At 52.4% G+C, this 24,058-nt stretch carries 21 protein-coding genes and 1 riboswitch; of the genes, 6 read left to right on the top strand and 15 right to left on the bottom strand.

Annotation, left to right across the window (positions count from 1 at the left end; translation table 11 throughout):
- Positions 1-75 precede the first annotated feature (75 nt).
- Entirely contained in the window at positions 76-2,109 is a 2,034-nt protein-coding gene (locus NNL21_RS24390; protein WP_204820941.1) for a bifunctional diguanylate cyclase/phosphodiesterase, read from the bottom strand.
- 337 nt (positions 2,110-2,446) lie between these two features.
- Positions 2,447-2,531, bottom strand: a riboswitch (cyclic di-GMP riboswitch).
- 249 nt (positions 2,532-2,780) lie between these two features.
- Between NNL21_RS24390 and NNL21_RS24385 the strand changes: the two genes are divergently transcribed.
- Positions 2,781-3,977: an MFS transporter gene (locus tag NNL21_RS24385; RefSeq protein WP_204820942.1), complete on the top strand. Its 1,197-nt coding sequence runs from the start codon at positions 2,781-2,783 to the stop codon at positions 3,975-3,977.
- Positions 3,978-4,081: 104 nt separating this feature from the next.
- On the opposite strand, the gene NNL21_RS24380 is transcribed toward NNL21_RS24385, so the two are convergent.
- Positions 4,082-4,933, bottom strand: coding sequence for a phytanoyl-CoA dioxygenase family protein (locus tag NNL21_RS24380; protein WP_204820943.1), 852 nt, complete (start codon positions 4,931-4,933; stop codon positions 4,082-4,084).
- A gap of 304 nt (positions 4,934-5,237) precedes the next feature.
- Between NNL21_RS24380 and NNL21_RS24375 the strand changes: the two genes are divergently transcribed.
- Positions 5,238-5,696 carry a DUF4395 domain-containing protein gene (locus NNL21_RS24375; protein WP_204820944.1) on the top strand — a complete coding sequence of 153 codons (459 nt, stop codon included), beginning with the start codon at positions 5,238-5,240 and terminating at the stop codon, positions 5,694-5,696.
- An 85-nt stretch (positions 5,697-5,781) separates the two neighbouring features.
- Here NNL21_RS24375 and NNL21_RS24370 read toward each other — a convergent pair whose 3' ends face one another.
- On the bottom strand, positions 5,782-6,213 hold the full coding sequence (locus tag NNL21_RS24370) for a universal stress protein (protein WP_204820945.1): 432 nt from the start codon (positions 6,211-6,213) through the stop codon (positions 5,782-5,784).
- A gap of 118 nt (positions 6,214-6,331) precedes the next feature.
- On the opposite strand from NNL21_RS24370, the gene NNL21_RS24365 reads away from it, so the two are divergent.
- A complete protein-coding gene (locus NNL21_RS24365) occupies positions 6,332-6,634 on the top strand; it encodes a Dabb family protein (protein ID WP_204820946.1) in 303 nt (100 codons plus the stop codon).
- 132 nt (positions 6,635-6,766) lie between these two features.
- On the opposite strand, the gene NNL21_RS24360 is transcribed toward NNL21_RS24365, so the two are convergent.
- From NNL21_RS24360 to NNL21_RS24335, 6 genes are all read right to left on the bottom strand, one after another.
- Positions 6,767-7,456, bottom strand: a complete 690-nt coding sequence (locus NNL21_RS24360; protein ID WP_204820947.1) for a GOLPH3/VPS74 family protein — start codon at positions 7,454-7,456, stop codon at positions 6,767-6,769.
- Between the two features lie 144 nt (positions 7,457-7,600).
- Positions 7,601-8,461 (bottom strand): undecaprenyl-diphosphate phosphatase, encoded by an 861-nt coding sequence (locus tag NNL21_RS24355; RefSeq protein ID WP_204820948.1) that lies wholly within the window; start codon positions 8,459-8,461, stop codon positions 7,601-7,603.
- Between the two features lie 23 nt (positions 8,462-8,484).
- Positions 8,485-10,467 carry an FtsX-like permease family protein gene (locus NNL21_RS24350; RefSeq protein WP_204820949.1) on the bottom strand — a complete coding sequence of 661 codons (1,983 nt, stop codon included), beginning with the start codon at positions 10,465-10,467 and terminating at the stop codon, positions 8,485-8,487.
- On the bottom strand, positions 10,442-11,212 hold the full coding sequence (locus NNL21_RS24345; RefSeq protein WP_256555452.1) for an ABC transporter ATP-binding protein: 771 nt from the start codon (positions 11,210-11,212) through the stop codon (positions 10,442-10,444). The genes NNL21_RS24350 and NNL21_RS24345 overlap by 26 nt, the downstream gene beginning before the upstream one ends.
- 129 nt (positions 11,213-11,341) lie before the next feature.
- Entirely contained in the window at positions 11,342-12,313 is a 972-nt protein-coding gene (locus NNL21_RS24340) for a sensor histidine kinase (RefSeq protein ID WP_204820951.1), read from the bottom strand.
- On the bottom strand, positions 12,310-13,011 hold the full coding sequence (locus NNL21_RS24335) for a response regulator transcription factor (RefSeq protein WP_204820952.1): 702 nt from the start codon (positions 13,009-13,011) through the stop codon (positions 12,310-12,312). Before NNL21_RS24335 ends, NNL21_RS24340 begins: the two co-directional genes overlap by 4 nt.
- 285 nt (positions 13,012-13,296) lie before the next feature.
- Between NNL21_RS24335 and NNL21_RS24330 the strand changes: the two genes are divergently transcribed.
- The gene (locus tag NNL21_RS24330; RefSeq protein ID WP_204820953.1) at positions 13,297-14,127 is read left to right on the top strand and encodes a stalk domain-containing protein; all 831 of its coding nucleotides are present in this window, start codon (positions 13,297-13,299) and stop codon (positions 14,125-14,127) included.
- Positions 14,128-14,248: 121 nt separating this feature from the next.
- Here NNL21_RS24330 and NNL21_RS24325 read toward each other — a convergent pair whose 3' ends face one another.
- Both NNL21_RS24325 and NNL21_RS24320 read right to left on the bottom strand, forming a co-directional pair.
- Complete coding sequence (locus NNL21_RS24325) at positions 14,249-14,638, bottom strand: ankyrin repeat domain-containing protein (RefSeq protein WP_204820954.1); 390 nt, start codon at positions 14,636-14,638, stop codon at positions 14,249-14,251.
- Between the two features lie 27 nt (positions 14,639-14,665).
- Positions 14,666-15,523 (bottom strand): ankyrin repeat domain-containing protein, encoded by an 858-nt coding sequence (locus NNL21_RS24320; protein ID WP_204820955.1) that lies wholly within the window; start codon positions 15,521-15,523, stop codon positions 14,666-14,668.
- Positions 15,524-16,898: 1,375 nt separating this feature from the next.
- Between NNL21_RS24320 and NNL21_RS24315 the strand changes: the two genes are divergently transcribed.
- Positions 16,899-18,140 carry a TolB family protein gene (locus NNL21_RS24315; protein ID WP_204820956.1) on the top strand — a complete coding sequence of 414 codons (1,242 nt, stop codon included), beginning with the start codon at positions 16,899-16,901 and terminating at the stop codon, positions 18,138-18,140.
- Positions 18,141-18,226: 86 nt separating this feature from the next.
- On the opposite strand, the gene NNL21_RS24310 is transcribed toward NNL21_RS24315, so the two are convergent.
- Positions 18,227-19,210, bottom strand: a complete 984-nt coding sequence (locus tag NNL21_RS24310) for an MBL fold metallo-hydrolase (RefSeq protein WP_256555447.1) — start codon at positions 19,208-19,210, stop codon at positions 18,227-18,229.
- A gap of 141 nt (positions 19,211-19,351) precedes the next feature.
- Here NNL21_RS24310 and NNL21_RS24305 point away from each other — a divergent pair, with 141 nt between their 5' ends.
- Entirely contained in the window at positions 19,352-20,125 is a 774-nt protein-coding gene (locus NNL21_RS24305; RefSeq protein WP_204820957.1) for an exodeoxyribonuclease III, read from the top strand.
- Positions 20,126-20,377: 252 nt separating this feature from the next.
- Here the strand turns inward: NNL21_RS24305 and eutC are convergent, their stop codons facing one another.
- Genes eutC through NNL21_RS24290 form a run of 3 tightly spaced genes read right to left on the bottom strand, consistent with a single transcriptional unit; the run spans position 20,378 to position 24,053 of the window.
- Entirely contained in the window at positions 20,378-21,253 is an 876-nt protein-coding gene (gene eutC, locus NNL21_RS24300; RefSeq protein ID WP_204821122.1) for an ethanolamine ammonia-lyase subunit EutC, read from the bottom strand.
- Positions 21,254-21,265: 12 nt separating this feature from the next.
- The gene (locus tag NNL21_RS24295) at positions 21,266-22,627 is read right to left on the bottom strand and encodes an ethanolamine ammonia-lyase subunit EutB (protein ID WP_204820958.1); all 1,362 of its coding nucleotides are present in this window, start codon (positions 22,625-22,627) and stop codon (positions 21,266-21,268) included.
- Between the two features lie 13 nt (positions 22,628-22,640).
- Positions 22,641-24,053, bottom strand: coding sequence for an ethanolamine ammonia-lyase reactivating factor EutA (locus NNL21_RS24290; RefSeq protein WP_204820959.1), 1,413 nt, complete (start codon positions 24,051-24,053; stop codon positions 22,641-22,643).
- Between the last annotated feature and the right edge of the window lie 5 nt (positions 24,054-24,058).

Here is a 24,058-nt window from a genome sequence, read left to right as displayed (position 1 = left end):
TTTTTTGTCGAAAAAGGCCGATAGAAAGGGAACATCCTTCTCAGGTGTTCCCTTTCCTATATAACCGCCTGACGTTTAACTTGTTTGTGACCGCTCTCTCTTCGTCGCCGCAATCCATCCTTCGATCGCTTGGGCATCCATGGGCTTGCCATAGTAAAACCCTTGCATCACTCGACAGCCGCGCGACTGCAGAAATCCGATTTGTTCCTCTGTCTCAACGCCCTCGGCTACGACCTCCAGGTTCAAGTGGTTAGCGATGGCGATGATGGTGCTGATTATCGCCCGCTTGGAAGGCAGGGTGCTTTGGCGGATGAACATTTGGTCGATCTTGAGCGCATCGATTGGCATCTCGTCCAGGCTGCCCAGTGACGAATAGCCCGTGCCGAAATCATCCATCGATACCCGAACGCCCAGCGCCTTGAGATGCTGCAATTGATTAATCGTATCCTGCATGTCATACATGGCAATCGATTCGGTAATCTCCAGCTCCAAATCCTGCGGCGCTAACTGGGAGAACTCTAGCGCGTCGGCAACCATCTCTCTTAGCATGCCGCTCTCGAATACCCGAATCGACATATTGACGGAGACGCATACATGGACCAAACCCCGCTGCTGCCAGGTGCGGTTCTGCAAGCAGACCTCACGCAGCATCCAACGGGTCATCGATACAATCAGCCCCGTCTCTTCCGCAATGGGAATGAACTCTACGGGGGAAATCAGACCAAGACGGGGATGCTGCCACCGAAGCAGCGCCTCCATGCCCCCGACGCAATCATGCTGGGAATCCCACTTCGGCTGATAATAGATAATGAGCTCATTGTTCGCCAGCGCCTTACGCAGATCCCGTTCGAGCTCCATCTTTCTGACATACGCCCGGTCGATCTCCTCATCGAACAGCTGGTACTGATTCTTGCCCAGACTCTTCGCGCGATACATCGCCATATCGGCCGCCTTCAGCAGTGCTGTCCGGGTCACCCCATGCTCGGGCGCCAAGCTGATGCCAATGCTGGCCGTCATATAGATTTCATTCCCCAATACGGAATACGGCTGCTTAATAACGGCAATGAGCCGCTCTGCCAGCTCCGCCGCTTCCTTCCTTTTGCCTCTTGCCGAAGCTACGAGAAACTCATCTCCGCCGAGCCGGAATACCGTATCATCACCTGACGTGGTTTGCTTGATTCGGGAAGCTACTTCTTTAATAAACAGATCGCCCGCATCATGCCCCAGCGTATCGTTAATCGTCTTAAACCGATCAAGATCGATAAATAAGAGAAACCCGCTATCCTTCGCCGGATACGATGTTTCAAAATAACGCACCAGCTGATGCCGGTTCAATAGGCCTGTCAGCGCATCATTATACGCCATTCTCTCAAGCACAGTTCGGTCAAAGAAGACGACCCCCCATGAAATGCCCAGCATGACGAAGGTAGCTATGGCCACCCCGATCAGCAGGATGGATTGGGAATTGTCCATAATTTCATTCCCTGATGGGGACGCGGAGGCTTCCAGACTAAATTCGGTCGCCAGCATTCCGGTGTAATGCATCCCGCATATAGCAGCTCCCATCAATACCGCACAAAGCAGCTTTAGCTTACTAAACCCGAACGTATTGCGGAGTTTCAGAAATAAGAAAAGTGCCGCGTAGGAAGCAGCCAGCGCCACAATAACGGATAATGCACAGTAGAGTATATTATAATGAAGAACAATTGGCTTGCGGATTGCGGCCATACCTATGTAATGCATCGCAACGATTCCGCTGCCCATATATAAACCTGCCGGCACGATCTGCCGGACGCCTGCATCCGGCGTGGACGTTACCCGGAATGCAACGAACGAGGCACTTATGCTAGCAACCATGGAAACTAATGTGATGGGGATATGATATTGAACGGCCATGCCCAAGTGAAAGGCAAGCATACCTACAAAATGCATCGACCATACGCCAATCCCCATGACAAAGGAGCCAACGAACAACCAAATGGTGCGGCTCCTCCCCTTAACGTGAGAAATCTTGCCTGCCAAGTTGAGCGCAGAGTAAGAAGCGGCCACCGCAATGAGAACGGAAAGCAGTACAATCATGCCGTCATAATGTCCCTGCAGGTGATTCATAAGCAAACCTTCTTTACGAAATATAGTAGTCGCTGGCAGTACAACTCATTATAAGTCAATTGCCAATTGAAAAGAAGTCCTATATCGATTATTTCCGACATAAAATAGGTAATTAGTCCCTTTAACGCAAATCATTCTCGACGGATTATGAATGGCTTTCATCCCGCGCAGTTATTACTAAATCTCCAGGCAGCAGAAGGCATCGATACACATGAGCAGGCAATAATACCCACGTCATGCCATCCATCCCCATCGTAGGCTCCCCTGCTCCAAAAGCCTAAGATTTTCGGCAAACTTCCCGCCACCTGCAAATAAAAAAGAGACCCGTATCGCAACTATGCGAATGGGTCGGTTGCACCACTTACTCCTCATGTCCCTGGTGCCCAAGTAACGGAACATGCATCATCGTATCCCAGTCTATCTCTTCCTCAAGCATTATAGCTTGGAAAAAACAATAATGTTGTCGAATTATGTCATAACAAAAATAATTTCATCAAGAATTTATTATTACCCCTGAGACTCGTTAGATCTGCCCCAACCAGCTGGCTGCTAAGATAATGACCATGAATACCATGTCCTCTTAGCCATCTGACGTATTTTCACATATCAAATCGGAGATAAGCATGGTATTGTAGTACAGAACATTGGACTCGAAGGGAGATTCTCGCATCATGACCCGGCTTGTTTTTTTGGGATGCTTCGCTTATTTAGTCGTTGGGCTGGGGCAGCTTGTAATCGGCGCCGTAATGGAACCGATGATTCACGCTTACGGCGTGCAATATAGCGATGGCGGACAGCTCGTCATGCATCAATTTCTGGGCGGCATGACCGGCATGCTGTTAACCCCGTGGCTCATTCGCAAATTCGGCAAAAAAGCAGTACTCTTAACGGTTATTGGGATCACAATCGCAGCCGAGGCCGTCTATGTGATGCTGCCTCCATGGACGATCATGCTGGCCATTGCTCCGCTTGCCGGATTTGGCCTTGGCACCACGGAATCGGTCGTCGGCTCCTTCATTATTGGATCCACCGGCAAGAATGCCAACGTTGCAATGAGTCGCGTTGAAGTATTCTTCGGGATAGGCGCGCTGCTTATGCCGTTCGCCGGCGCATTGTTGATCGCAGCCGGGTACTGGAGAATGACATTCGGCATTGTCGGACTTCTTGCCGTCGGCGCGCTTCTTCTATGGGTATTTTACTGGCCGACACTGCTTGATCAACCATCTGAGGATTCCGGCAGCCATGACGATGCCGCCCCTGCTGTGACCGCGGGAGGCAGCCGCCGTTATCTGCCGGTGTTGATGGCGGGTATCGCCTTCTTCGCCCTATACGTCGGCCTGGAAATGAGCTTCATCCATTACTTACCCTCGATCCTCGTTGGAAGCAATGGACTCTCGGAATCATCGGCTACGCTGGCACTCAGCTTATTCTGGGGCGCTATGGTGCTCGGCAGACTCGTGGCCGGCCAAATGGCCGACCGTTTCGGCGGGGCCGCGTATCTGCTGCTCGTCTGCGCAGTAACCGCAGTTCTGTTCAGCGTGATGGGGCTCCTTACCGGCGCAGCTGCAACCTTCATTCTAACCTTCGGAACAGGTTTGTTCATGTCCGGTATGTTTGCCATCGCACTCGTCTTTACGAATCGCGCGATTCCTGGTCAGACCGAGCGGACAACTAGCCTGTTGATGGCCGCAGGCGGGATCGGGGGCGCGCTCGTACCTAAAGCGACCGGCTGGTTTATGGACGATTTCGGTCCGGAAGCCACGCGATGGTTATTCACGGGCTGCGCGCTGCTTCTCTTCCTGGTCATGATCGCAGCTGCAGCTGCTGCGCGGAGCAAGAAACCGGCAGCAAGGCCCGCTGCCGCATAATCCATGATGAGACTTCCTCAAGCACACGAAGAAGAGCCGTCCTTGGTATACCGGACGGCTCTTCTTCATTGTTCACGCGGCTTCTTTTCCATGTATGCTATGAATTAGGGAGAGACTGTCAAGCTGCCATCGTCCTCGACGATTACGAGGTTGCGGCCACCGTTACCGCCGTGGTTGTCCCACGGCCAGATGTCGCGGAAATACCAGCGGCCTTCTGCGCTCAAGCCGTCGATGACTTCTTGCGAGACGTTGCTGTGCCTGTGCCAGCGCATGCCGATGTTGCAGAACGCGAACAAGATCGAGATGCGCGGATGGTCCGGATTTTGCCACACCGGTCCGACATGGCATGTATTCTCACTGAAGAATACGATTGAGCCGGCTGGCGCTTCATAGCCTTCGAACGGAGCACCATATTGATCCTTCTTCGCACTGAGCGATTTCGGCACCTTCATGTTGGACTTATGGCTCCCCGAAAGAAACATCGTGCCACCATCATTCAAGCCGACATCATTAAGCTCGACAACCATTCGGGTTAACCCCGCATAAGCTTGGCCTTCCGTGTAGTGATAATGGAAATGCGGACTGCGCATCGGCCCGCCTTGGTGAGGACCCAGATGGTCTCCCTGCCCCTTCTCGCGTTTCACGGTGAAGACATGATCCAGCCTGAAATCCGAACCGATCAACTCCTTGAGCGTTCCCTTCACGACAGGACTTTTCAAGATGGCTTCAGCCGCTCCGCCCGGTACGGACGAACCCTGCACGATTCCCGCCTTCTGCTCGACAGCGGTGCGATTCTCCTTCCGCTCCATGTCACCTAATACTTGCTCACGAATCGCTTCAATCTGCTCGGCGGATAATACGTTCGGAATGACGATGTAACCTTTCAGGTCAAACAAAAACTTTTGTTCCTCGCTAAGTTGATATTGTGAGAAATCGACTTCATATGGGACCGGCATCGAATCTCCTCCTCTATTGAGAAAAAATGTAAACGTTCTCAGTTTAGCGCGTTATCGCCCAAATAGCAATGGTTGTCTTCCGATCCAATTAGCAGGGAGCAAACATACATTTTACCGCTGGCGGGCCCAGTCCTACTTGAAGCTCATTGCCACCCTCCAGAAAAGAGAAATACATTTTGTTCGATCGGGTTGTATCTTTCCCTTCTTGGGCAGCGCTGAATAATTTCTTCGTGTAACCGTTCATAGATACTTTTGTGCATTATAATAGAAGGAGCGCTCACTTTCATAGGAGAGGGGATGTTCCATGAGAGCCTCCACTTCAGACTCACACGCTTTGGAACCGACTAGCATTCCGACTGTTCCACGGCCTCTTGTCCGGACCAATATCATCTTTACCCTGGTCTTTCTGACGATGAGCTGGATGACAGGGATCATTTGGTTTGCCGCCGTTCCACTGGTGGCTTCCGGGCTTGGAGCCGCAATCGGCTGGAATCCCGTTATCGCTGCTGCGAAGACCTTCTTGCGCAAGCCTGCTTCTGCTTACGTGCCGGAAGATAAAGCCCAATTGAGGTTTAACCAACTGCTGAAGGCCGCGATGCTGGCAGCAGCCCTTGTAAGCGCCTTTGCCGGATGGGAGCTGGGCTTCTACCTGTTCACCATTCTTCCGGCTGCTGCCAGCTTGGGGGCACTGCTCGGATTTTGCGTAGGCTGCATCATCCGCTACCGTTGGCTTCAATACCGGCATACACGGAACCGCGCCTAACGACATAAGGCTCCATCCGTCCCTTTCAGGACAGATAGAGCCTTATGGAATATTCAAGAAGCTCCTTCACTCAGAGCATCATGATTTATTTCGTAATCAATACCGGTATAGTGGAATGCTGGATGACATTATGGCTGACGCTGCCCATCATGAACTCACGAATCCCGCCGAGACCGCGGCTTCCGATCACGATGAGGCTGCAATCATTCTGTTCCGCATAATTCAGGATCGACTGTGCAGGGCTGCCTTCTAGAAGCTCAACATGCGCAAAAGGAAGATGAGCCACCTTACGTCCGGCTTCAGCAAGTAAGGCCTCCGACTTGTCGTAGAGCTCCTTCTGTACCGGAGCTGATGCCGTTACCATCGCATCGGCAACCGCCACATAAGGCAGACTGTACACATGGATAACCGACAGCTTCCCTGCCTGCTCCGTCTCGACCAGCTTGACTGCATACTCCAGCGCCTTCCATGCTTGAACAGATCCGTCGAAAGCAACGACTACATGAGCAAATAACATGACGAACACTCCCCGTCTATAACATTATGATTCTATATCTAGTACACCTCTATATTACCCGATTAATCATTAGACGAAACGAGCGATTTTCGTATTTTATGTGAAGGAGTGATAAGTAATGTCACAGGAATGGATTCTGCACTCGGTCATTTTCAACTTAAAGCATGGCAAGGGCTCTGAGGAGGAGCGCCGGTTTCTCGAGGATGGACAAGCTATTCTAGCCTCCATCCCGGTGGTGAATAACTTTCGCGTCTACCGGCAGGTCAGCCCCAAGAATGACTATGATCACGGCTTCGCCATGGAATTCGCGAGCCAATCGGACTATGAGGCCTATAACGACCACCCGCTGCATATAAAGTTTGTGCAAGAGCGTTGGACAGCCGAGGTCGACCGATTCTTGGAAATCGATTACAAGAACTAATCCGTCAGACAATAGCGCTAGCAGAACTGACTAGTATAAACAAAAAAGCGAATGCCTCCGGAGCAATCCGGTCGTCATTCGCTTTCCTATCACATTTTCCTATAGGAATGCCTCACTCGCTTATTCGATACTCTATCCCTCAAGTCGTTGAGGAACGACAAACGAGGTCGAGGACTCAATCTCTTGAATCGCTTTTCTTATTTGCCCGATTCTCTGCCACTCATCGCTTTGCTTCGCCTGCACCCGCTCCAGACTGCCCTTCAGCTTCTGCTGCTCGTAATTAGAGAAGTAGTGCTTCAGCAGCTTGGCGGTATCCAGCAGCATAGCCAGCGCGGCAGTCCGTTCATTGACCGCGCCCTGCTCCAGCAAGCCCTCCCGCAGCAGCCGAACGATGCGGTCCTTCTCTTCCCTCGATGCGACATACTTCGTCACAGGCAGCATACGCAGCAATTTGTACGTCTCCGTGTGAATCGCGCCTTCTTCCAATGCCGTTTCCACCAGCATCTCGAATACAATTCTCCGTTTGGAAGCACGATTGTAATAATGACCAATCCAGCCTTTCAGCATCTTGGGTCTGCGGGCGGCCCCAATTTCCTCCACCAGCAGATCTTTCCCCTTACTGCCCGTCGAAGATCCATCCACAGCCGCCTCCAAGTACCCCTTCTCACCCCAATGGATATACCCTTCCAGAACCAATTCGATAATTGCTGCGCCAACCGTGTATAGCTCCAGGTAGTTGCGAGATAAAGCATGCCTATAGCGTGGAGGCGAATCCGATGCAACGATGGCAAATTCCTGTGCAAGCCCGTAATCGTTCTGCATGGTACTCACTCCTGCAATCTGTCTTATGTACTACTTAAACGCCTTCCGCGCCGGCAACACCCTATTTACATAAAAATTCCTCTCACCAAATGAAAAAGGCCGGGTCCCATGCACATTACTGCGCCAGGACCCAGCCACACGTTCTTAGAAATAAACGATATAGACCACAACGGCCAGTAAAATACGATAGATGGCAAACGGCACAAGCTTAATCCGATTGATCAGCTTCAGGAAGAAACGGATCGATACCAGTGCAAATACGAAGGCGCTAAGGAAACCCACAATAAAGAACGGCAGTGAATCCAACGTGAAGTATTCCCAGTTCTTCAGCAGGGAAATGCCGCTCGCGCCAGCCATGATTGGAACCGCCATAATGAAAGTGAAATCCGCCGCCGCGCGATGGCTCATGCCGAGCAGGACACCGCCGGAGATGGTCGACCCTGACCGGGAGAATCCGGGCCATAAGGAGAAGCATTGAATGAGACCCACCGAGAACGCTTGCTTGTACGTGATCTGGTCCACAGTCTCGACCTTCAGCTTCTTCGGACGGAACAGGTCGGCCAGAATCATAAAGACAGCGCCGATCACAAGCCCGATCAATACGGTCGAGGTAGAGAAGAGATGTTCGTCGATGTAATCCTCGAACAGCAGTCCGAATACGCCGGCCGGAATCAATCCGACGATCACTTGACTCAGCTTCAGGCGACCCTTCGCCGGCGCTCCTGGCGCTTCATGGGCGCCGTCACCCTTCTGCCCGCGCCGCAGACGTCCAAGCCCGAGCAGGTCGATGAACCGATTGCGGAATAGAATGACAACGGCCAGAATGGAGCCAAGCTGAATGACGACTTTGAACGTATTCGCTACATATTTCGTCAGAAACTGCTCGGATTGCAGCCACATGTCATCGACAATGACCATGTGTCCCGTAGATGACACGGGTGCGAATTCGGTAAGCCCTTCTACAAGACCTAGAATAAATGCTTTGACTAAATCCATAAAATCCATAATGTTCGGTTTCTCCTTCTCCTCTATCTGATTCCATGTCCATGCTTAAAGATCTTCTTCAGGTTCCGTAAATAACGGTTGCGAATGAAGTAGAAATAGAACACCTGCGCAACCAAAAAGCTGATCAACACCATTCCCATATCCGCCGCGATCGATATGTAGAGGAATCGCTGCAGAGCCGTAAATGCGAATACGCTGTGCACCATCGCAACGCCGATGGGGACAAAGAACAGCAGCAGCAGCTGCCTGGTCACAATCCGTTTCAATTCCTTGTCGGTTAGCCCCACCTTCGCCAGCGTCATGTACTGGCGCCTGTCATAATCCAGATCGGCATAAAGCCGAAAGTAGAGAAAGCTCCCCGCCGCGATGAAGAATACGGTGCCGACGAGCAGCCCGACGAACAGCATCGAGTTGTACAGCCCCTTCTGCCGGGATATCAGCGTACCGCTTACCGTGATGGCATAGGATTGATCCGCTTCATATTTGGTCCGGCCGCCCTCGCCGGCAAGATTCTTCGCCATTCCGATCGTTTGGTTGAAGTCGTTGACGTAGTAACCGGTATATTGATCGGTTCTAACCGGAGAATCCAACTGATCGAACAGCTGATCGCTGACGACGACCCCGCTAAAGCCCTCGTCAATCTCGCGCAGTAAGTGATTCGGAATCGGGACATACTTGGTAATGCCGATCTCCCGGACCTGAAGCTGAGCTTCCTCCGACCTATAAGTCACATGCTCCCGAACACCCAGCATCGGCTTGTCCTTTAACGAGCCCAGCATAATAAGTGCTTCATCATCAGTCAATGGGCGTTCAGTGAAGGTGTGACCCGCTCGGACAACCGCCTCCTTATAGGAAGAGAACGGGATGAGCGCCAGCTGCTCCATCTTAACGGTCTTCGCGACAGGCTTGCTGTCGCTTCCGATGACGGAGGCCACATGAAGATATTTGACGGGAAAGCTCAGCTTCTGAAAAACCAAACCATGGTCCTTCAGCTCTTCTTCAATTCCTTCGAGATGACGCTTCGCATCCCCGCTCCCACCCTTGGCCATATAGCCGACTGCAGCTGGGTAATCGTCGCTATACTGCTTTAGCAGCGTGTTGATGGACGTCAATACACCGACGGAGCAGAAGGATACCGTTGAGATGATCGTGACCATGAAAAACATCCGCGCATGATCCTTCAGCCGGTACGCCAAGCTCGAGATGGTGACGAGATTCGTATTCCTCCAGAAGAACAACCGGCTCCTCTGCATCCCCTTTACTATATAGACGCTTAATTGCCTATAAAAGAAATAGGTGCCGATAACCGTCATCGCGATGACGGGAAACATGCGCGGTGTGACCGTGGCCGCTGAGGCGGTTGCCGCAAGCGCATAGCTCCCGAGCAGAAGAACGGCGGCCAGCAGTGACACGAACAGGCTGACACGGGGCTCAGTCTTCGGCTTCTGCCCTGCTTGAAACAGCTCAATCAGCCGATTGGTCCGGATGAGCGCAGACGTACAGATCGAGATGATGAAGAACAACAGCGCGAACGATCCGATTGTCAGCAAAGGGGCTTCCCACGATATGTGAAAGGATAGCGGCGGAATGCCAAGAAAGCTGGAGCCGATCATCAGGAACAGCTTGCCTGTCAGCATCCCCGCGACCATTCCGGTTACGATTGCCCCGACCCCGATCAGCATATTTTCAAGGAACACCATCACATTGAGCTGACGTTTCGTCATTCCGTGCAGGAGCAGAATACCAAACTCCCGCTGTCGCGACCTAAGAAACGAGCTGACGGAGTACAGCACGAAAAAGAACGAAAACACGTACATAATGAATTCCGCCGCCCCCATCGCCTGTAAGACGATGTCATAGAACAGCCCGCTTTGCACATCCGGATTAAAAATAAATAACGCGCACACGAAAAAAATCATAACCGAGAAGGCGCTGCTCAAAAAATAAGCGACATATATGCGTTTATTGCGAGTGACATTCCTATAAACGAACTGACGAAAAGTCAAGGTCGCTTCCCCCTAACAGGGACAGCATATCAATGATTTTCTGGAAGAACACCTGCCGGCTGTTGCCCCTGTAAATTTCGTTATAGAATTTGCCGTCCTTGATGAAGATCACGCGATGGCAGAAGCTTGCCGCCACTGCATCATGGGTGACCATGAGCGCCGTCGTCCCCATCTGCTCATTAATAGCCGCGAGCGTTTCCATCACGTCGTTCGACGCCTTGGAATCCAGGTTTCCAGTCGGTTCGTCCGCTAGAATAAGAGCGGGCTCATGAATGATCGCCCGGGCAATTGCCGTCCGCTGCATTTGGCCGCCGGAAATTTCATACGTTCGCTTCTGCCGGATCTCCCCGATGCCGAGCTTGACCGTCACCTGCTCCAGCCTGCGTTCCATCTCTTGGACGGATACGCCATCCAGCGTTAACGGCAGGACAATATTCTCCTCTACGGTCAGCGTATCCAGCAGGTTGAAATGCTGAAACACGAATCCCAGCTCATGCCGGCGGAACAACGCCATCTCTTGCTTGCTCAGCGTGTGCGGATTGCTCCCGTTCACATGAATTTCACCGGATGTGGGTTCATCGATCGTTGCAATCACATTCAGCAGCGTCGTCTTCCCGCTTCCGGAAGGACCCATGATGCCTACAAATTCTCCCCGTTCGATAGAGAATCGGATATTATCCAACGCCTTGTAAGACAGCTTGCCTTCGTATATTTTGGATAAATCGATGACATCTAAGATAGACAGGAATAACAACTCCTTAGACTTCATGCAAGTTTCATTATAGATAGGCCGCCTTCACCTTGCCATGGGTCAACCTTACTGCATCTTACACATTTGTAATGTTAGAAGCCTTCACTGTCGCAGGGCTCCTTGTCAGAACAGGATCCGCACGACCGTGCCTTCCCCTACCGCGGATTCCAGCTCCACACGATGTCCGAGCTTCTGGCATATCTGTTTCACGAGATAGAGTCCGACGCCTGTCGATTCTTGAAAGCTTCGTCCATTCTCGCCGGTAAAATAAGCGTCGAACACACGCGGCAAATCGCTCGCCGGAATACCGACACCCTCGTCGCGGATTTCCAAGACCGTATCCGGCCCGCGGGTGTAGCCGTGAAAATGAATATTGCGGTTCTCCTGAACCGTGTAACGAACAGCATTCGTGATGAGCTGCGTCAGGACGAAGGACAGCCACTTCTCATCGGAATGTACAGGCGCAAGGTCATCCATGCGAATGATCGGGAAAACCCGCTTCCGGATGAAAAGCCGCTTCTGATGAGATGTAACCGTGCGGACGACGGTCTCCAAATCAAGGGCCTCCACATAGAAGTCATGCTCGAACGTATCCAGACGGGCTGTGTACAGCACCGTCTCCAGCCCTTTCTTCAGTCGATCCACTTCATCGCCAATCGCGTTGAAACGGGGCTCGTCCTCGTCTTGGACCATGAGATGGATGACAGACAGCGGCGTCTTCATCTGGTGAACCCATTGGTTGATAAATTGGATCTGCGATTCAATCTTATGCTTGTATTGATTCAGCTCCGTCTTATAGTACCGGAACTGGTTCTTGAGCAGCTGCTGCAGGCTCTCCGCAAGCGGCGTGTGCTGAGGATCTCCCGTGAACTCCTCCATCGAAGCGAGCGGCTCCTCCAGCCGATGGTAGAAAGCCCGGTTCGTCAAATAGCGATACGCCAAGTATCCGACAAGCAGACAGCCGCTCAGCAGCCCGGCATATAAGCTGATGGCCGTATTGCGGAAGCCGTCCAGCCTGTAAATGTACGTAATGACCAGCAGCTGTAGGAGATAAACGACGATTAGAGGAGTCTGATCACGCAGAAATAGCTTCATAATGCCCTCCCCCAGCTCGGGTTAAGCCGATAGCCCTGCCCTCGGATCGTCTGGAGCGCATCGTCGATGCCCAGCTGTGTCAGTTTTTTGCGGACGCGATTCACATAGACGTTGAGCGTATTATCGTCGACAAATGCTTGATCATCCCAAATTTTCTCCAACAGCCGATCCCGACTGACAAGCTTTCCCGCTTTCTTCAGCAGCTCGTCGACGATTTTCGCTTCGGTGTGGCTCAGCTCGACGGTATCGTCATTCAACGATAGAGCAAGCCGTTCGACATCAAGCGTCAGACCCTCAACACTGATCGTGCGCTCGTTCAGAGAACCGGCGTATGTGCCATACGCTCGGCGAAGCTGGCTTTTTATTTTGGCCATCGCAATTTCATAATCGAACGGCTTCGTAATGTAGTCATCCGCCCCGTTCTCTAGCGCCATCACCTGATCCATCTTACCGTCCCGTGCGGATATGAACAGAATCGGACATGTCGATAGATTGCGGATTTGGCGGCACCAGTAATAACCGTCGAATTTCGGCAAGTTCACGTCCAGCAGGACGAGATGCGGCGAGAATTGCTCGAATTGCTCACGCACCCTGTCGAAATCTACGACGGCCTCCGTCTCATAACCGAATTTATGCAGATGCTCGACCAGCAAGCTGACGAGCGCCTTGTCGTCTTCGATCAACAATATTTTAAACATGCTCATTCTCCTTCAGGAGATTCCCGTTCCCGTTCACGATGTCATGACACTGCAATAGATAGGAACGGCTACTTGAAAGTATAAACGATAGAAGGAAGCCTCTCAACGTATCCGAGGTTCGGAGGAAGCGTAATCCATTCCTAGCCATTCACGATTTCATTTATGTACACCCTTATTTTCATAACAATAGTATTTTTTTATGAAATCTTAAGTTGTATTTTCCATAATATCCAAGTAATATGACCTTTATCTGTTTATTCGACAAATTGTGGAGGTTATTATTCGATGAAACTCAAAAAATCAGTACTCGCATCCGGACTCGTCCTCACGATTTCTCTTGCTTTTACCTGCGGTGTATTCGCGGACAGTTACCTGAAGAAGATTACCGCGTATCAGAATGCCAAAATCAGCATCAAGGTCGATGGACAAAAGGTCGTGTTGAAGGATGGCAGCGACACGCTGACACCGATCGTCTACGAGGGCCACACCTATGTGCCTGCGAAGCCTGTAGCTGAAGCAATGGGCGGAGCGATCCAATGGGACGGAGCGACGTCGACGGTGTCGATTGCTACCGGCAGCGGCAGCACCGATCCGAACGCCGGAATTCCGAACAAGGATAACAGCTCTAACGACACTACCGCACCTAGCGTACCTGCTGCAGGCGTGAAGAATACCTTCCCATCCGGTACTTCCGCTGGTGATGTGTTCAAGACCATGAAGCCTGTTGCCAAGACGGCGTTGACCTACTATCTGAATGCGATCAAAACAGGTGAAACCGCTAAGCTCAAAACGTTCACCGATCAATATTATGCCGGTATGCCGCTCATAACCGATGCGAACAAGAAGTTCGAATACGTCAGCGCAAGCATCGACGGCTACCGTGAAGCCAACAAGCAGGATCTTATTAACGGCGTCATCGCGGCAGCGCAAAAAAAGGTGGACAGCGGCAGCTTCAATCCGGATTACTCCTCCGGTTCCGCCGAAGGCAAGGGCGTCTACGTCAGCTACACCCTTACCTCCGATTCCGGTTCCAAATACTACTTCTACTTCAACGTTAAATTCTCGTTCTATGACGATGGCGATGGCTACAAATTAACGGATATTTACTTCTATTAATCTGCGGCAGATATACGAAGAGGCTGCCCCGGTCCTATTGACCGGGACAGCCTCTTCTCGTTTCGTTGCGGTATCGCAGCGGATCCCGTCAACTCTCTCTGCTCTGCTTGTATGAGAACGATTATGACTTTAGTAATTCTACTACACCGCTTGCCGCCGTTCCGCCTGCTTCGGCATGACGGGTAAGCGGAATTCCATGCGGGCCTGACGCATGCTTAAGCTCGGGGTTCATCGTCAGGAATGCGCGTACGATGTCTATTTCCCCCAGCATAGCTGCCGCAAATAGATCCATCCGGGCGCCTTGTTGAAGCAAGAACTCCGCAATATCTCTTCTTCCTACGTGCGCTGCGGCACCCAGGGCTGTTTCCCAATCTCCTCCGCCCCAATCCCAAGCCGCGTTGATTAGACCCGGCTCTTGCTGGAGAAGCTCCTTGACACGTTCCAAATCTCCGTGGGCATTGCCGACAAAATCCTTCACCTGATCGGATGGAATGCATGGTCTGGCTTCCATATACGTGGCTCCTTTATCGGTTAGATTCTATTCAAGCAAGGCAGCTGCTTCCGGATGATCCTGCTGCATCGCTACAGCATAAGGAGTATCGCCATTATCGCTCACGTCCGATTTATTCGCGCCATGCTGCAGCAGTACAGGTATGATTGCTTCTCGGCCAAAATGTCCCGCGACATGCAGCGGCGTATATCCAGGGCGCCACTTCCCTTCACATCGGACGTTTGCATCTGCTCCGCTTTCAAGCAGCGTCTTGACGACATGCTCATAATTCCCGGCAATCGCCGCATGAATAGCCATATGATTTAAATTTCCATCCTTACTTCGGGCATCTACATTGGCCCCATATTCCAGCAAGAGCCGCACCGTGTCTTCATTGCCAAAGTGGGCGGCCAGCCCTAATGGAGTGAACCCATCCACGCTGTAGTTCATATGGAGCTCCGGGGCTTTCTCAAGAAGCTCCTTCACCCGGTTCGTATTCCCGACAGCCGCGGCTTCAAAGATACTCAGTTGCGCGCCATTGTCGATGAGCAGCTTCCGAATTTCATTCGCGCGGTAGTAAGCCGACATCAGAACGGCTGTCTCTCCATTCCCGGTGCTTGCGTTCACGAGCGCCATATCGGAGTAGGTGCTTAGCGATGTGACCTTGTCCAAATCATTGGCCTTCACCGCCTCTACCATGTCCCGCTTCAACTGATGCACATTGTCTGCAAGCTCCTGCGCCTTTCGCAGCAGCTCTTCCGAGGACTGGACCCCAACATTAATAAAGTGGGTGACGGCTTTAGAGCGGTTCGTCTCTAAGCCTGACTCGACAAGCAGATCAACCGCTTTCAAGGACGCCTTGTCTAGTCGGATGGAAATGACTACACTTTGTTTTTTAACTACCATAGGTCTCTCCAACTGGTGAGGGATTTTGATTTACGAAGTCACAATAACATATTGTCATTCAAAACACCACATATAACCATAATAAAAAAAGAGAATTGAAATTGTCTTCCATGACTTCTATGAGGTCAACTGGTCGAGGGGCGTGTGGCCGGGTCAGCCAATGTTATTCTTGAGGCTGTAACGCCCAAAACTGGCCTTTCGGGCATGGTGTCCGCTGCATTGGCAAGCTGTAAGACCAGTTTGCGGTCTTACAGCTCCCGTCCCTCGTGACTCCGCCAACATTCTGACTCTGTAACGCCCATATATGGTCTTTCGGCATGCTTTCAGCTGCATTGGCAAGCTGTAAGACCAGTTTGCGGTCTTACAGCTCCCGTCCCTCGTGACTCCGCCAACATTCTGACTCTGTAACGCCCATATATGGTCTTTCGGCATGCTTTCAGCTGCATTGGCAAGCTGTAAGACCAGTTTGCGGTCTTACAGCTCCCGTCCCTCGTGACTCCGCCAACATTCTGACTCTGTAACGCCCATATATGGTCTTTCGCACATGGTTTCCGCTGCATTGGCAAGCTGTAAGACCAGTTTGCGGTCTTACAGCTCCAGTCCCTCGTGACTCCGCCAACATTCTGACTCTGTAACGCCCAAATATGGTCTTACGGGCATGGTTTCAGCTGCCGCGGCAAGCTGTAAGACCAGTTTGCGGTCTTACAGCTCCCGTCCCTCGTGACTCCGCCGACATTCTGACTCTGTAACGCCACAATTCGGTCTTTCGGGCATGGTTTCAGGTGCCGCGGCAAGCTGTAAGACCAGTTTGCGGTCTTACAGCTTCAGTCCCTCGTGACTTCGCCAACATTCTGACTCTGTAACGCCGAAAAATGGCCTTTCGGGCATGCTTTCGGCTGCATTGGCCAGCTGTAAGACCAGTTTACGGTCTTACAGCTCCCTTCCCTCGTGACTTCGCCAACACTCTCTGACTCTGTAACGCCGAAAAATGGCCTTTCGGGCATGCTTTCAGCTGCCGTGGCCAGCTGTAAGACCAGTTTGCGGTCTTACAGCTCCCGTCCCTCGTGACTTCGCCGACATTCTGTCTCTGTAACGCCACAATTTGGTCTTACGGGCATGCTTTCAGCTGCCGCGGCCAGCCGTAAGATCAGTTTGCGGTCTTACAGCTCCCGTCCCTCGTGACTCCGCCAACATTCGGTCTCTGTAACGCCCAAATATGGTTTTTCGGGCGAAGAAATCACGGAGATGGCCAGCTGCGGATCAAAGGGACGCTTCGCGAATAGTCCGCATGAATTTATTTGAACCTCCTCCAACTTTTTCCTAAAATTTGCGTCTATTAGAAATAAAAGTACAATTTAGGAGGCGCCCGCTTTTCATGAAAAATGTAACGACACGAGGTCTTTGTTTGTTCTTCTCCATGTCGGTGTCCTTGTCTGTGCTCATGACCGCCTGCGACGAATCCCGGGAACGACCGCTGCCCGCAGCTGATGAGGCTGCGAATCTGCAGCCCGCTAAACAAGAGCAGCAGTCTACGCATGCCACGGACGGCACGCTGATATCGTTCTTAGACCGGAACTTTAAATTCCATTTGAACATAAACTCTTTCACCCTCCCTATATGGATAGACGACCAAACCTTGGTTTATTTGGTTAGCGAGGATGGGACGCAGCGGATCCACACCATTTATCGACATAACATTGAGACCGGCAAGAAAGACGTACTCTGGGAGAAGGAGAGTCTCTATTCCCCGAGTCTGTTAGATTACCGGCCCTCAGATCACGCTTTGCTGTTCTCTATTCCACAGCATAATGGCAGGCAGCTCCTTCAACTGGATGTTCTTTCAGGTGAATTAGCGAAATACCCTCAGGAAAAGCATGGGGATTGGACAATTGAATTCCGTCCGGACGGCGTCTGGGGAGAGAATGCTGCAACAGGTAAGAGCATGCGGTGGATCAAGGGAAAATACGAACCTGAGCTATACGTTCTAAATCACGCTGAGGCATTCGTCTATTTGGAGGAGACGGGCAAGTTATTTGCAGATGGAACCGGAATCGAAAGGCAGCTGCGAAAAGTGGATATGGAGACGGGCAAGATGACAACCCTGTTTCCCGAGCAGCCTCAATGGGATATTCTGGGCTGGGTTAAGGAGGGGGAGATTCTTCTGGTCGATACCGCCTTTAACGAGGGGGCGGATCAAAATTACGTCTATCCCATGCTCATGGATCTGGTTCAGGAGACTAGCAAGCCGCTGATATCCGACCAGGAGTATGGCACTTACTACGACCCCGCATTCAGTGCCAAAGCCGGCTTGTTCGCAGCCCATTCAGATGGGCTGCGGTATATGTTCGACATGCAAGGAGAACTCGTCGCTAAGCATGCGTGGATGGGAGAGTTCCATAGGAAGGAAGCCTTCTCTCCGGATGGACTCCGGATCGCTTATAGCTCTGGAACCTTTCAAGAAGGCAGAGTCTTCGTCAGTGATCCCGAAGGGAAGCATCTCAGCGTCGTCACTCCGGACAGCATGCCCATCTCTGAACTCATGTGGTCGCCATCCGGCAAACGGCTGCTGGTGCAGATCGACAATTATATTGTAGGGATTGTGGACATCAGCAAATAGGCCAAGTACATAATAAGCCGCCGTCAGTCATGGCAGCGGCTTGTATCGATCGGGACTGTGTATGGCCGACCCTTTCGGCTGCTCATTCACATCCTCTGTTTCCACCAATCTGCCGTAGGATAATCGCAGGATCCAACCACCACGGTTTCCCCGATTACAGGAGTAGCGATACGCACTTGCCGAGCCTTCGCCGCCTTCGTCGCCCGCTCGACCGGGTCTGTCCATTCATGAAACGCCAATGTGAATGCTCCCCAATGAACAGGAATCAGTAAGCTTCCCTTCACATCCAGATGTGCCTGGACGGTTTGTTCCGGCATCATATGAACGCCAGACCATCGTTCGTCATATTGACCGCATTCCATTAACGTCAAGTCGAACGGACCATATTGATCCCCGATCTCCTGAAAATGAGGCCCGTAACCGCTATCCCCGCTATAATAAACCTTCGCCTGCTTGCCTGCGATCACCCAGGAACACCATAGCGTCGTGTTGCGGCCAAAAATACCCCGCCCTGAAAAATGCCTTGCCGGTGTACAAGCCAGCGTTAATCCATTGAACTCGATTTCGCTCCACCAATTATGCTCGGTAACCTTCGCGGGATCGACTCCCCACTTCACCAGCCGATTTCGTACGCCAAGTGGAACGAAGAAGCGTCCCACCCTGTCTTTCAATGCCCGAATCGAGTGATAGTCCAGATGGTCATAATGGTCATGGGACATCACCACAGCATCGATGAACGGAAATTTATCCCGTTCAATGGGCAGGGATCGGCTGTACCGCTTACCTCCGAATAAGGGAAACGGTGATGGCGTATCGGCAAGCATGGGATCGAAGAGCAGACGTTTTCCCTCGATTTCCAGCAGGAAGGCGGAATGGCCGAACCAGGTCACTTGAGTTCGCTCGGGATCAGGAATATCGTCGCAATAGAAAGGCTTCGTGGGTATAGGGCTTGCGGGCTGACGATTGGGGTTTCCTCGCATGAAGTCGCGCAGCATGGTCATCGTTGCTTTTATCCCCATATCCATAGCAGTAGGAATTTGGTTGACGAACTTCTGCTTGCCGTTAGTCATGATCAGATCTCTCCTATCACACATTGAATTCCATTATACAGGTATTGAATAATCACTTCCGGATATAACCCAATCGAAACACCTAAGATTATGTTACACTGAAACAAGAAATAACAGAAGATCAGCAAGGAGATTGCCGATATGAAGCTGGTATCTTGGAATGTGAACGGCCTTCGGGCATGCGTAAACAAAGGATTCAACGATTACTTCAACGAAACGGGAGCAGATATCTTCTGCGTCCAGGAGACGAAGCTGCAGGAAGGGCAAATCACCCTTGAATGCGGCGAGGAATATGATCAGTATTGGAATTATGCGCAGAAGAAGGGCTATTCCGGAACAGCCGTCTTCACCAGAATCAAGCCGGTCTCCGTCAGATACGGCCTTGAGGAAGACGAAGAGTCCGAGGGACGAATCATCACGCTCGAGTTCGACGCCTTCTACCTCGTGAACGTATATACGCCCAATGCCCGGCGCGATCTATCTAGGCTGCCATACAGACTGGAATGGGAAGAACGGTTCCGAAGCTACCTTCAGCAGCTGGATACCCATAAACCCGTTATTGCATGCGGCGATTTGAATGTGGCTCATCAGGAGATTGACCTGAAGAATCCGAAGTCCAACCGGAACAACTCCGGGTTTACGCTAGAGGAACGGGATAAGATGACCCAATTGCTCGACGCCGGATTTATCGATACGTACAGACATTTTTATCCGGAGCAGACGGATGCCTATACGTGGTGGTCTTATATGCCCAAGGTCAGAGAACGGAATGTCGGATGGCGCATCGACTATTTCCTCGCTTCCGCAAGGCTGGCCCCTTCATTGCGCGATGCCCGGATCGATTGCGATATAACCGGCAGCGACCATTGCCCTGTTGTTCTGGAAATCGCAAACCCCGAGTCCCCATCCGAATAGCACGAATCATCGCGCTGCGAGGCGGGACAAGAGTGCGGTGAACGAGCAGCTTCTATCCAAGCACTTATTTGATCCATTTCCGCATACGAAAAGCCCTTCCGGTGGATTTTTTCCACGGGGAGGGCTTTTTCACTTCGGTTAGGCAGCGCTGTTTTAGAGCTGTTAGTGCTCTTTGCCGAAACAAACGATCAGCCGATGCGCTAAAGTGATCTATTTTTGCTCAAGCCGCAACAATGCCATTGCATATTGCGCTCAGATGACCAGCTTAACGCCGCTCGTTTGCTGCTCCAGCATGTTTCTCAGCAGGGTACCGATATGAGCGCCGGCCTCCACAGGAGGCGTGCCCCCTTGATGTATGTTGGACAGCACCGTGCGGTTCGACTCCATCATCCCCTTCCGGGGACGGTAGCACATATAAGCGCTCATGGACGCCGACGAAACCAATCCGGGCCTCTCACCAATTAAGAGCACCAGCACCTCCGGCTGCAGCAGCTCGCCGATGTGATCCATCACAGCCACCCTTCCGCCCTTGACGAAGAACGGAGTTCCGCTATTCAGTCCGTTCGCTTGCAGGGAATCCAGCAGGGCGGGATACACATCGGGCAGATTCCGCTCAATCGCATTCGCGCTCAATCCGTCGGAAACGACAATTTGCACCTGAGGGTTCCTGCGGCATTCCGCAAGCAGCTTCTCCGTGCCTTGGTCCGTCAACACCCGGCCCATATCCGGTCGCTTCAAATAATTCTCGATGTTGCCGTACTGCGTATCCACCGAGAACAGCCCGAAGTGCTCCAGCGTCTCGCGCTTGACCTCTCCGTATACGGAATCGACAGCCGCCGCATGGTCGCAGCGAAACTTCAGCATAGCGCGAGTGAGCGGCCGCGTCCCTGCCCTCCATACCCCAATCCGGGCAGGCGTCGAAGCACACCACTCCTCCAGCTGCTCGGGAGATTGCGGCTTCGGCACCATTGGTGAGGGAGCCTCTTCCAAGAAAGGCGCCTCCGCCGGAACAGCGGACTCCCTTGAATGAGGGGACTCCTGTCGTACCGATTCCCGCTGCGGGAGCCGCTCCTGGAGCTCCTTCATAATCCGGTCGGTCAACTCCTGTAAATCGATCGGTTGTTTCATCATCTTCGCCCCCTACGCAAACAAGGTCGCATCGCCCGCCGCAGCGGTTAGCCTGCCGCCCGACATAATGCCCATCTTCTCCAGCCACTTCTCGAATGCCGGCGCCGGACGCAGACCCAGCGTCTCTCTGAGCGTGGCGATATCGTGATAACTCGTGGATTGATAGTTCAGCATGCAATCATCCGCCATTGGCACGCCGATGATGAAATTCACGCCGGCAGTACCAAGTAATACCGCTAAATTGTCCATATCATTCTGATCGACCTTCATATGGTTGGTATAACACACGTCTACGCCCATTGGCAGCTGATGCAGCTTGCCCATGAAGTGATCCTCAAGCCCCGCGCGCGTCACCTGCTTGCCGTCGTACAGATACTCCGGCCCAATAAAGCCTACCACGGTATTAACGATGAACGGTTTAAATCTCCGGGCCAAGCCGTAGCATCTCGCTTCAAGCGTCACCTGATCCATTCCGTAATGTGCGTCGCCGGACAGCTCAGAGCCTTGTCCGGTCTCGAAATACCAGATATTCGGCCCAGCCCCTGTACCTTCGCTGTGAGCCAGAGCATCCGCCTCTTCCAGCAGCGCCAGATCGATGCCGAACGCCCGGTTGCCCGCTTCGGTTCCGGCTATGCTTTGGAACACGAGATCCGCGTGCCCGCCTTGCCTAATGGCCCGCATCTGGGTCGTAATATGCGCCAGCACGCAGTTCTGCGTCGGAATTTGGAAGCGATTTATCACGTCCTTGGTCATGTTCATAATGGCCTTCACACTGTCGGCGGTGTCGATCACCGGATTAATCCCGATCACCGCATCCCCGATTCCATAGCTCAGCGCTTCGAACAGCGAAGCCCGGATTCCGTTCACGTCATCAGCAGGATGATTCGGCTGGGCTCGTCCAGCGAGAACGCCCTTCTGCCCAATGGAGATATTGCAGTGCGTAATCACCTCGATCTTGGCCGCCGCTTGAATGAGATCGAGATTGCTCATCACCTTGGATACCGCTGCAATCATTTCGCTCGTTAGTCCTCTGCTGACGCGCCGGATCTCATCCGCTCCGGTCGTTGAAGACAGCAGATACTCCCGCAGCTCAGCTACGGACCAATGCCGTATTTCCGCATAGATCTTCTTGTTCAAATCCTCTTCAATGACACGGGATATTTCATCCTGCTCCGGCGGTAGCAGTGGATTCTCCCGGATCTGCTCAAGGGTCAGCTCGGAGAGGACCCATTTTGCAGCCATCCTCTCCTTAGCATTCTCCGCCGCGATACCGGCAAGCTGATCGCCTGCCTTCTCTTCATTGGCCTTGGCCATGATTTCTTTCAAATCTCTGAATTGGTAGGTATGACCCAACAAGGTCGTCTTTAAATTCATGAGCCCTCATCTCCTAACTGCCGGAAAACACCAGGGTTTTGACAATAACGGGAATCATCGTTCCTCGAATCGGCTCGCCCAGATCCAAGTAATCGCCGTGATCCACCTTGACCTGGTCGATGCACACAATGTGGAGCTCACCCGCTGAGCGAAGCATAAGCGATTGCCCGAGCGCTTTGGCCATGTCGTTCTCGCATACGACGATCAGCTTGTCACAGCCGGGCACAAGGCGCCGGTACCCCTGCACGATAGATTCCGACAAGCGCCGTATCATGTCATATCTGACAGGCTTCATCGCCGGGATAAACAAGGCAAAGGGAGGACAGTTGACCGGGTCGTATATTTGCAGGCCTAGCCGTATCGCCGCCTCTGCGTCCCCATCCTCCAGTTTGACGACCGGAATGTTCTTCATCGGCAGCATGCCAGGGGTCAAGTGCAGGGTCGAACCGCTAATTTCCGTACTCTGCATACCTGCACCGATGACGGTCGCATGGACGGCGTGTTCGGAACGAACAAGCCGGAAGGAGGACCGCGCGCATTCCTCCGCTAACGCTGCAGCCAGCAGCGGTCCAAAATCACCGTAAACGGCTATTTCCTTCATATCCTGGGGCGGTTCAGAGCCAAGCATGCCACCGATGCCGCCCGATATCATCATTTCGCTGATTGGAGGCATGGCTTCCGGTACCCGGCCTACGGCAAGAAGCTTGCCTTGCATGGATAGGCCCTGCAGAAAGTCCAGCAGGGTTCGGCTCATCTGCCGGGCAATAAGGCGAATATAGTCATACGCAGCGGATTCACCCTCCATAAGATGGAATCCTTTCTCCCGAAGCCAAGGCCGAATGGCCTCCGAGACATAGACGATCTGCCCTTCGGGCGATAATTGAATAAGCCGGCCTCCGACATGCAGCGTTACGGTCTCGATCATGCGGCCTTTGCGGAAGAAGGAGGCGTTGGCTGTCCCTCCGCCGATATCGACATTGCAGATCACCTCGCGGGACTGCTCCGATCTCCGCTCCGCCCCCGAGCCTTTGCCCGATAACAGCGACTCCAGGTCTGCACCCGCCGTCGCCACGACGAAGTCCCCTGCCCGGTCGGCCAAGTAATGCACCAGCTGCTTAGCATTATGCTTGTTGGCCGTCTCTCCCGTTATGATAACCGCACCGCTCTTAATATCCGTGAACCGAATGCCTGCCTTCACGTATTCCTGTTCCAGCCACTGCATGACGCGAGCGACATCGATCTCATTGCGATTCAGCAGCGGTGTTGAGAAGACCGCGCTCTCGTACGTCAGAAGCCGCTCGGCGATCTCGAATCGAGGCAGCGCGAATGCCCCTGATTTACGCGCCAGCCGAAGCCGGCTGACGATGCACTTGGTCGTACTGGTGCCCAGATCGATTCCCACGCTGGTGATCCATTCCTCGTCCATATGAA

This window comes from Paenibacillus mendelii (assembly GCF_024498075.1).
Taxonomy (GTDB): domain Bacteria; phylum Bacillota; class Bacilli; order Paenibacillales; family Paenibacillaceae; genus Paenibacillus_Z; species Paenibacillus_Z mendelii.
This window is presented reverse-complemented; position numbering and strand designations above follow the sequence as displayed.

Coding starts and splice junctions, on each gene's coding strand:
- NNL21_RS24295 (WP_204820958.1), bottom strand. CDS start 22,627: ATGAATTTAAAGACGACCTTGTTGGGTCATACCTACCAATTCAGAGAT.
- NNL21_RS24380 (WP_204820943.1), bottom strand. CDS start 4,933: ATGCCGGTCCCATATGAAGTCGATTTCTCACAATATCAACTTAGCGAG.
- NNL21_RS24360 (WP_204820947.1), bottom strand. CDS start 7,456: ATGCAGAACGATTACGGGCTTGCACAGGAATTTGCCATCGTTGCATCG.
- NNL21_RS24365 (WP_204820946.1), top strand. CDS start 6,332: ATGTCACAGGAATGGATTCTGCACTCGGTCATTTTCAACTTAAAGCAT.
- NNL21_RS24370 (WP_204820945.1), bottom strand. CDS start 6,213: ATGTTATTTGCTCATGTAGTCGTTGCTTTCGACGGATCTGTTCAAGCA.
- NNL21_RS24340 (WP_204820951.1), bottom strand. CDS start 12,313: ATGAAGCTATTTCTGCGTGATCAGACTCCTCTAATCGTCGTTTATCTC.
- NNL21_RS24315 (WP_204820956.1), top strand. CDS start 16,899: ATGAAAAATGTAACGACACGAGGTCTTTGTTTGTTCTTCTCCATGTCG.
- NNL21_RS24330 (WP_204820953.1), top strand. CDS start 13,297: ATGAAACTCAAAAAATCAGTACTCGCATCCGGACTCGTCCTCACGATT.
- NNL21_RS24290 (WP_204820959.1), bottom strand. CDS start 24,053: ATGGACGAGGAATGGATCACCAGCGTGGGAATCGATCTGGGCACCAGT.
- NNL21_RS24355 (WP_204820948.1), bottom strand. CDS start 8,461: ATGGATTTTATGGATTTAGTCAAAGCATTTATTCTAGGTCTTGTAGAA.
- NNL21_RS24305 (WP_204820957.1), top strand. CDS start 19,352: ATGAAGCTGGTATCTTGGAATGTGAACGGCCTTCGGGCATGCGTAAAC.
- NNL21_RS24335 (WP_204820952.1), bottom strand. CDS start 13,011: ATGTTTAAAATATTGTTGATCGAAGACGACAAGGCGCTCGTCAGCTTG.
- eutC (WP_204821122.1), bottom strand. CDS start 21,253: ATGAAACAACCGATCGATTTACAGGAGTTGACCGACCGGATTATGAAG.
- NNL21_RS24325 (WP_204820954.1), bottom strand. CDS start 14,638: ATGGAAGCCAGACCATGCATTCCATCCGATCAGGTGAAGGATTTTGTC.
- NNL21_RS24385 (WP_204820942.1), top strand. CDS start 2,781: ATGACCCGGCTTGTTTTTTTGGGATGCTTCGCTTATTTAGTCGTTGGG.
- NNL21_RS24320 (WP_204820955.1), bottom strand. CDS start 15,523: ATGGTAGTTAAAAAACAAAGTGTAGTCATTTCCATCCGACTAGACAAG.
- NNL21_RS24375 (WP_204820944.1), top strand. CDS start 5,238: ATGAGAGCCTCCACTTCAGACTCACACGCTTTGGAACCGACTAGCATT.
- NNL21_RS24310 (WP_256555447.1), bottom strand. CDS start 19,210: ATGACTAACGGCAAGCAGAAGTTCGTCAACCAAATTCCTACTGCTATG.
- NNL21_RS24390 (WP_204820941.1), bottom strand. CDS start 2,109: ATGAATCACCTGCAGGGACATTATGACGGCATGATTGTACTGCTTTCC.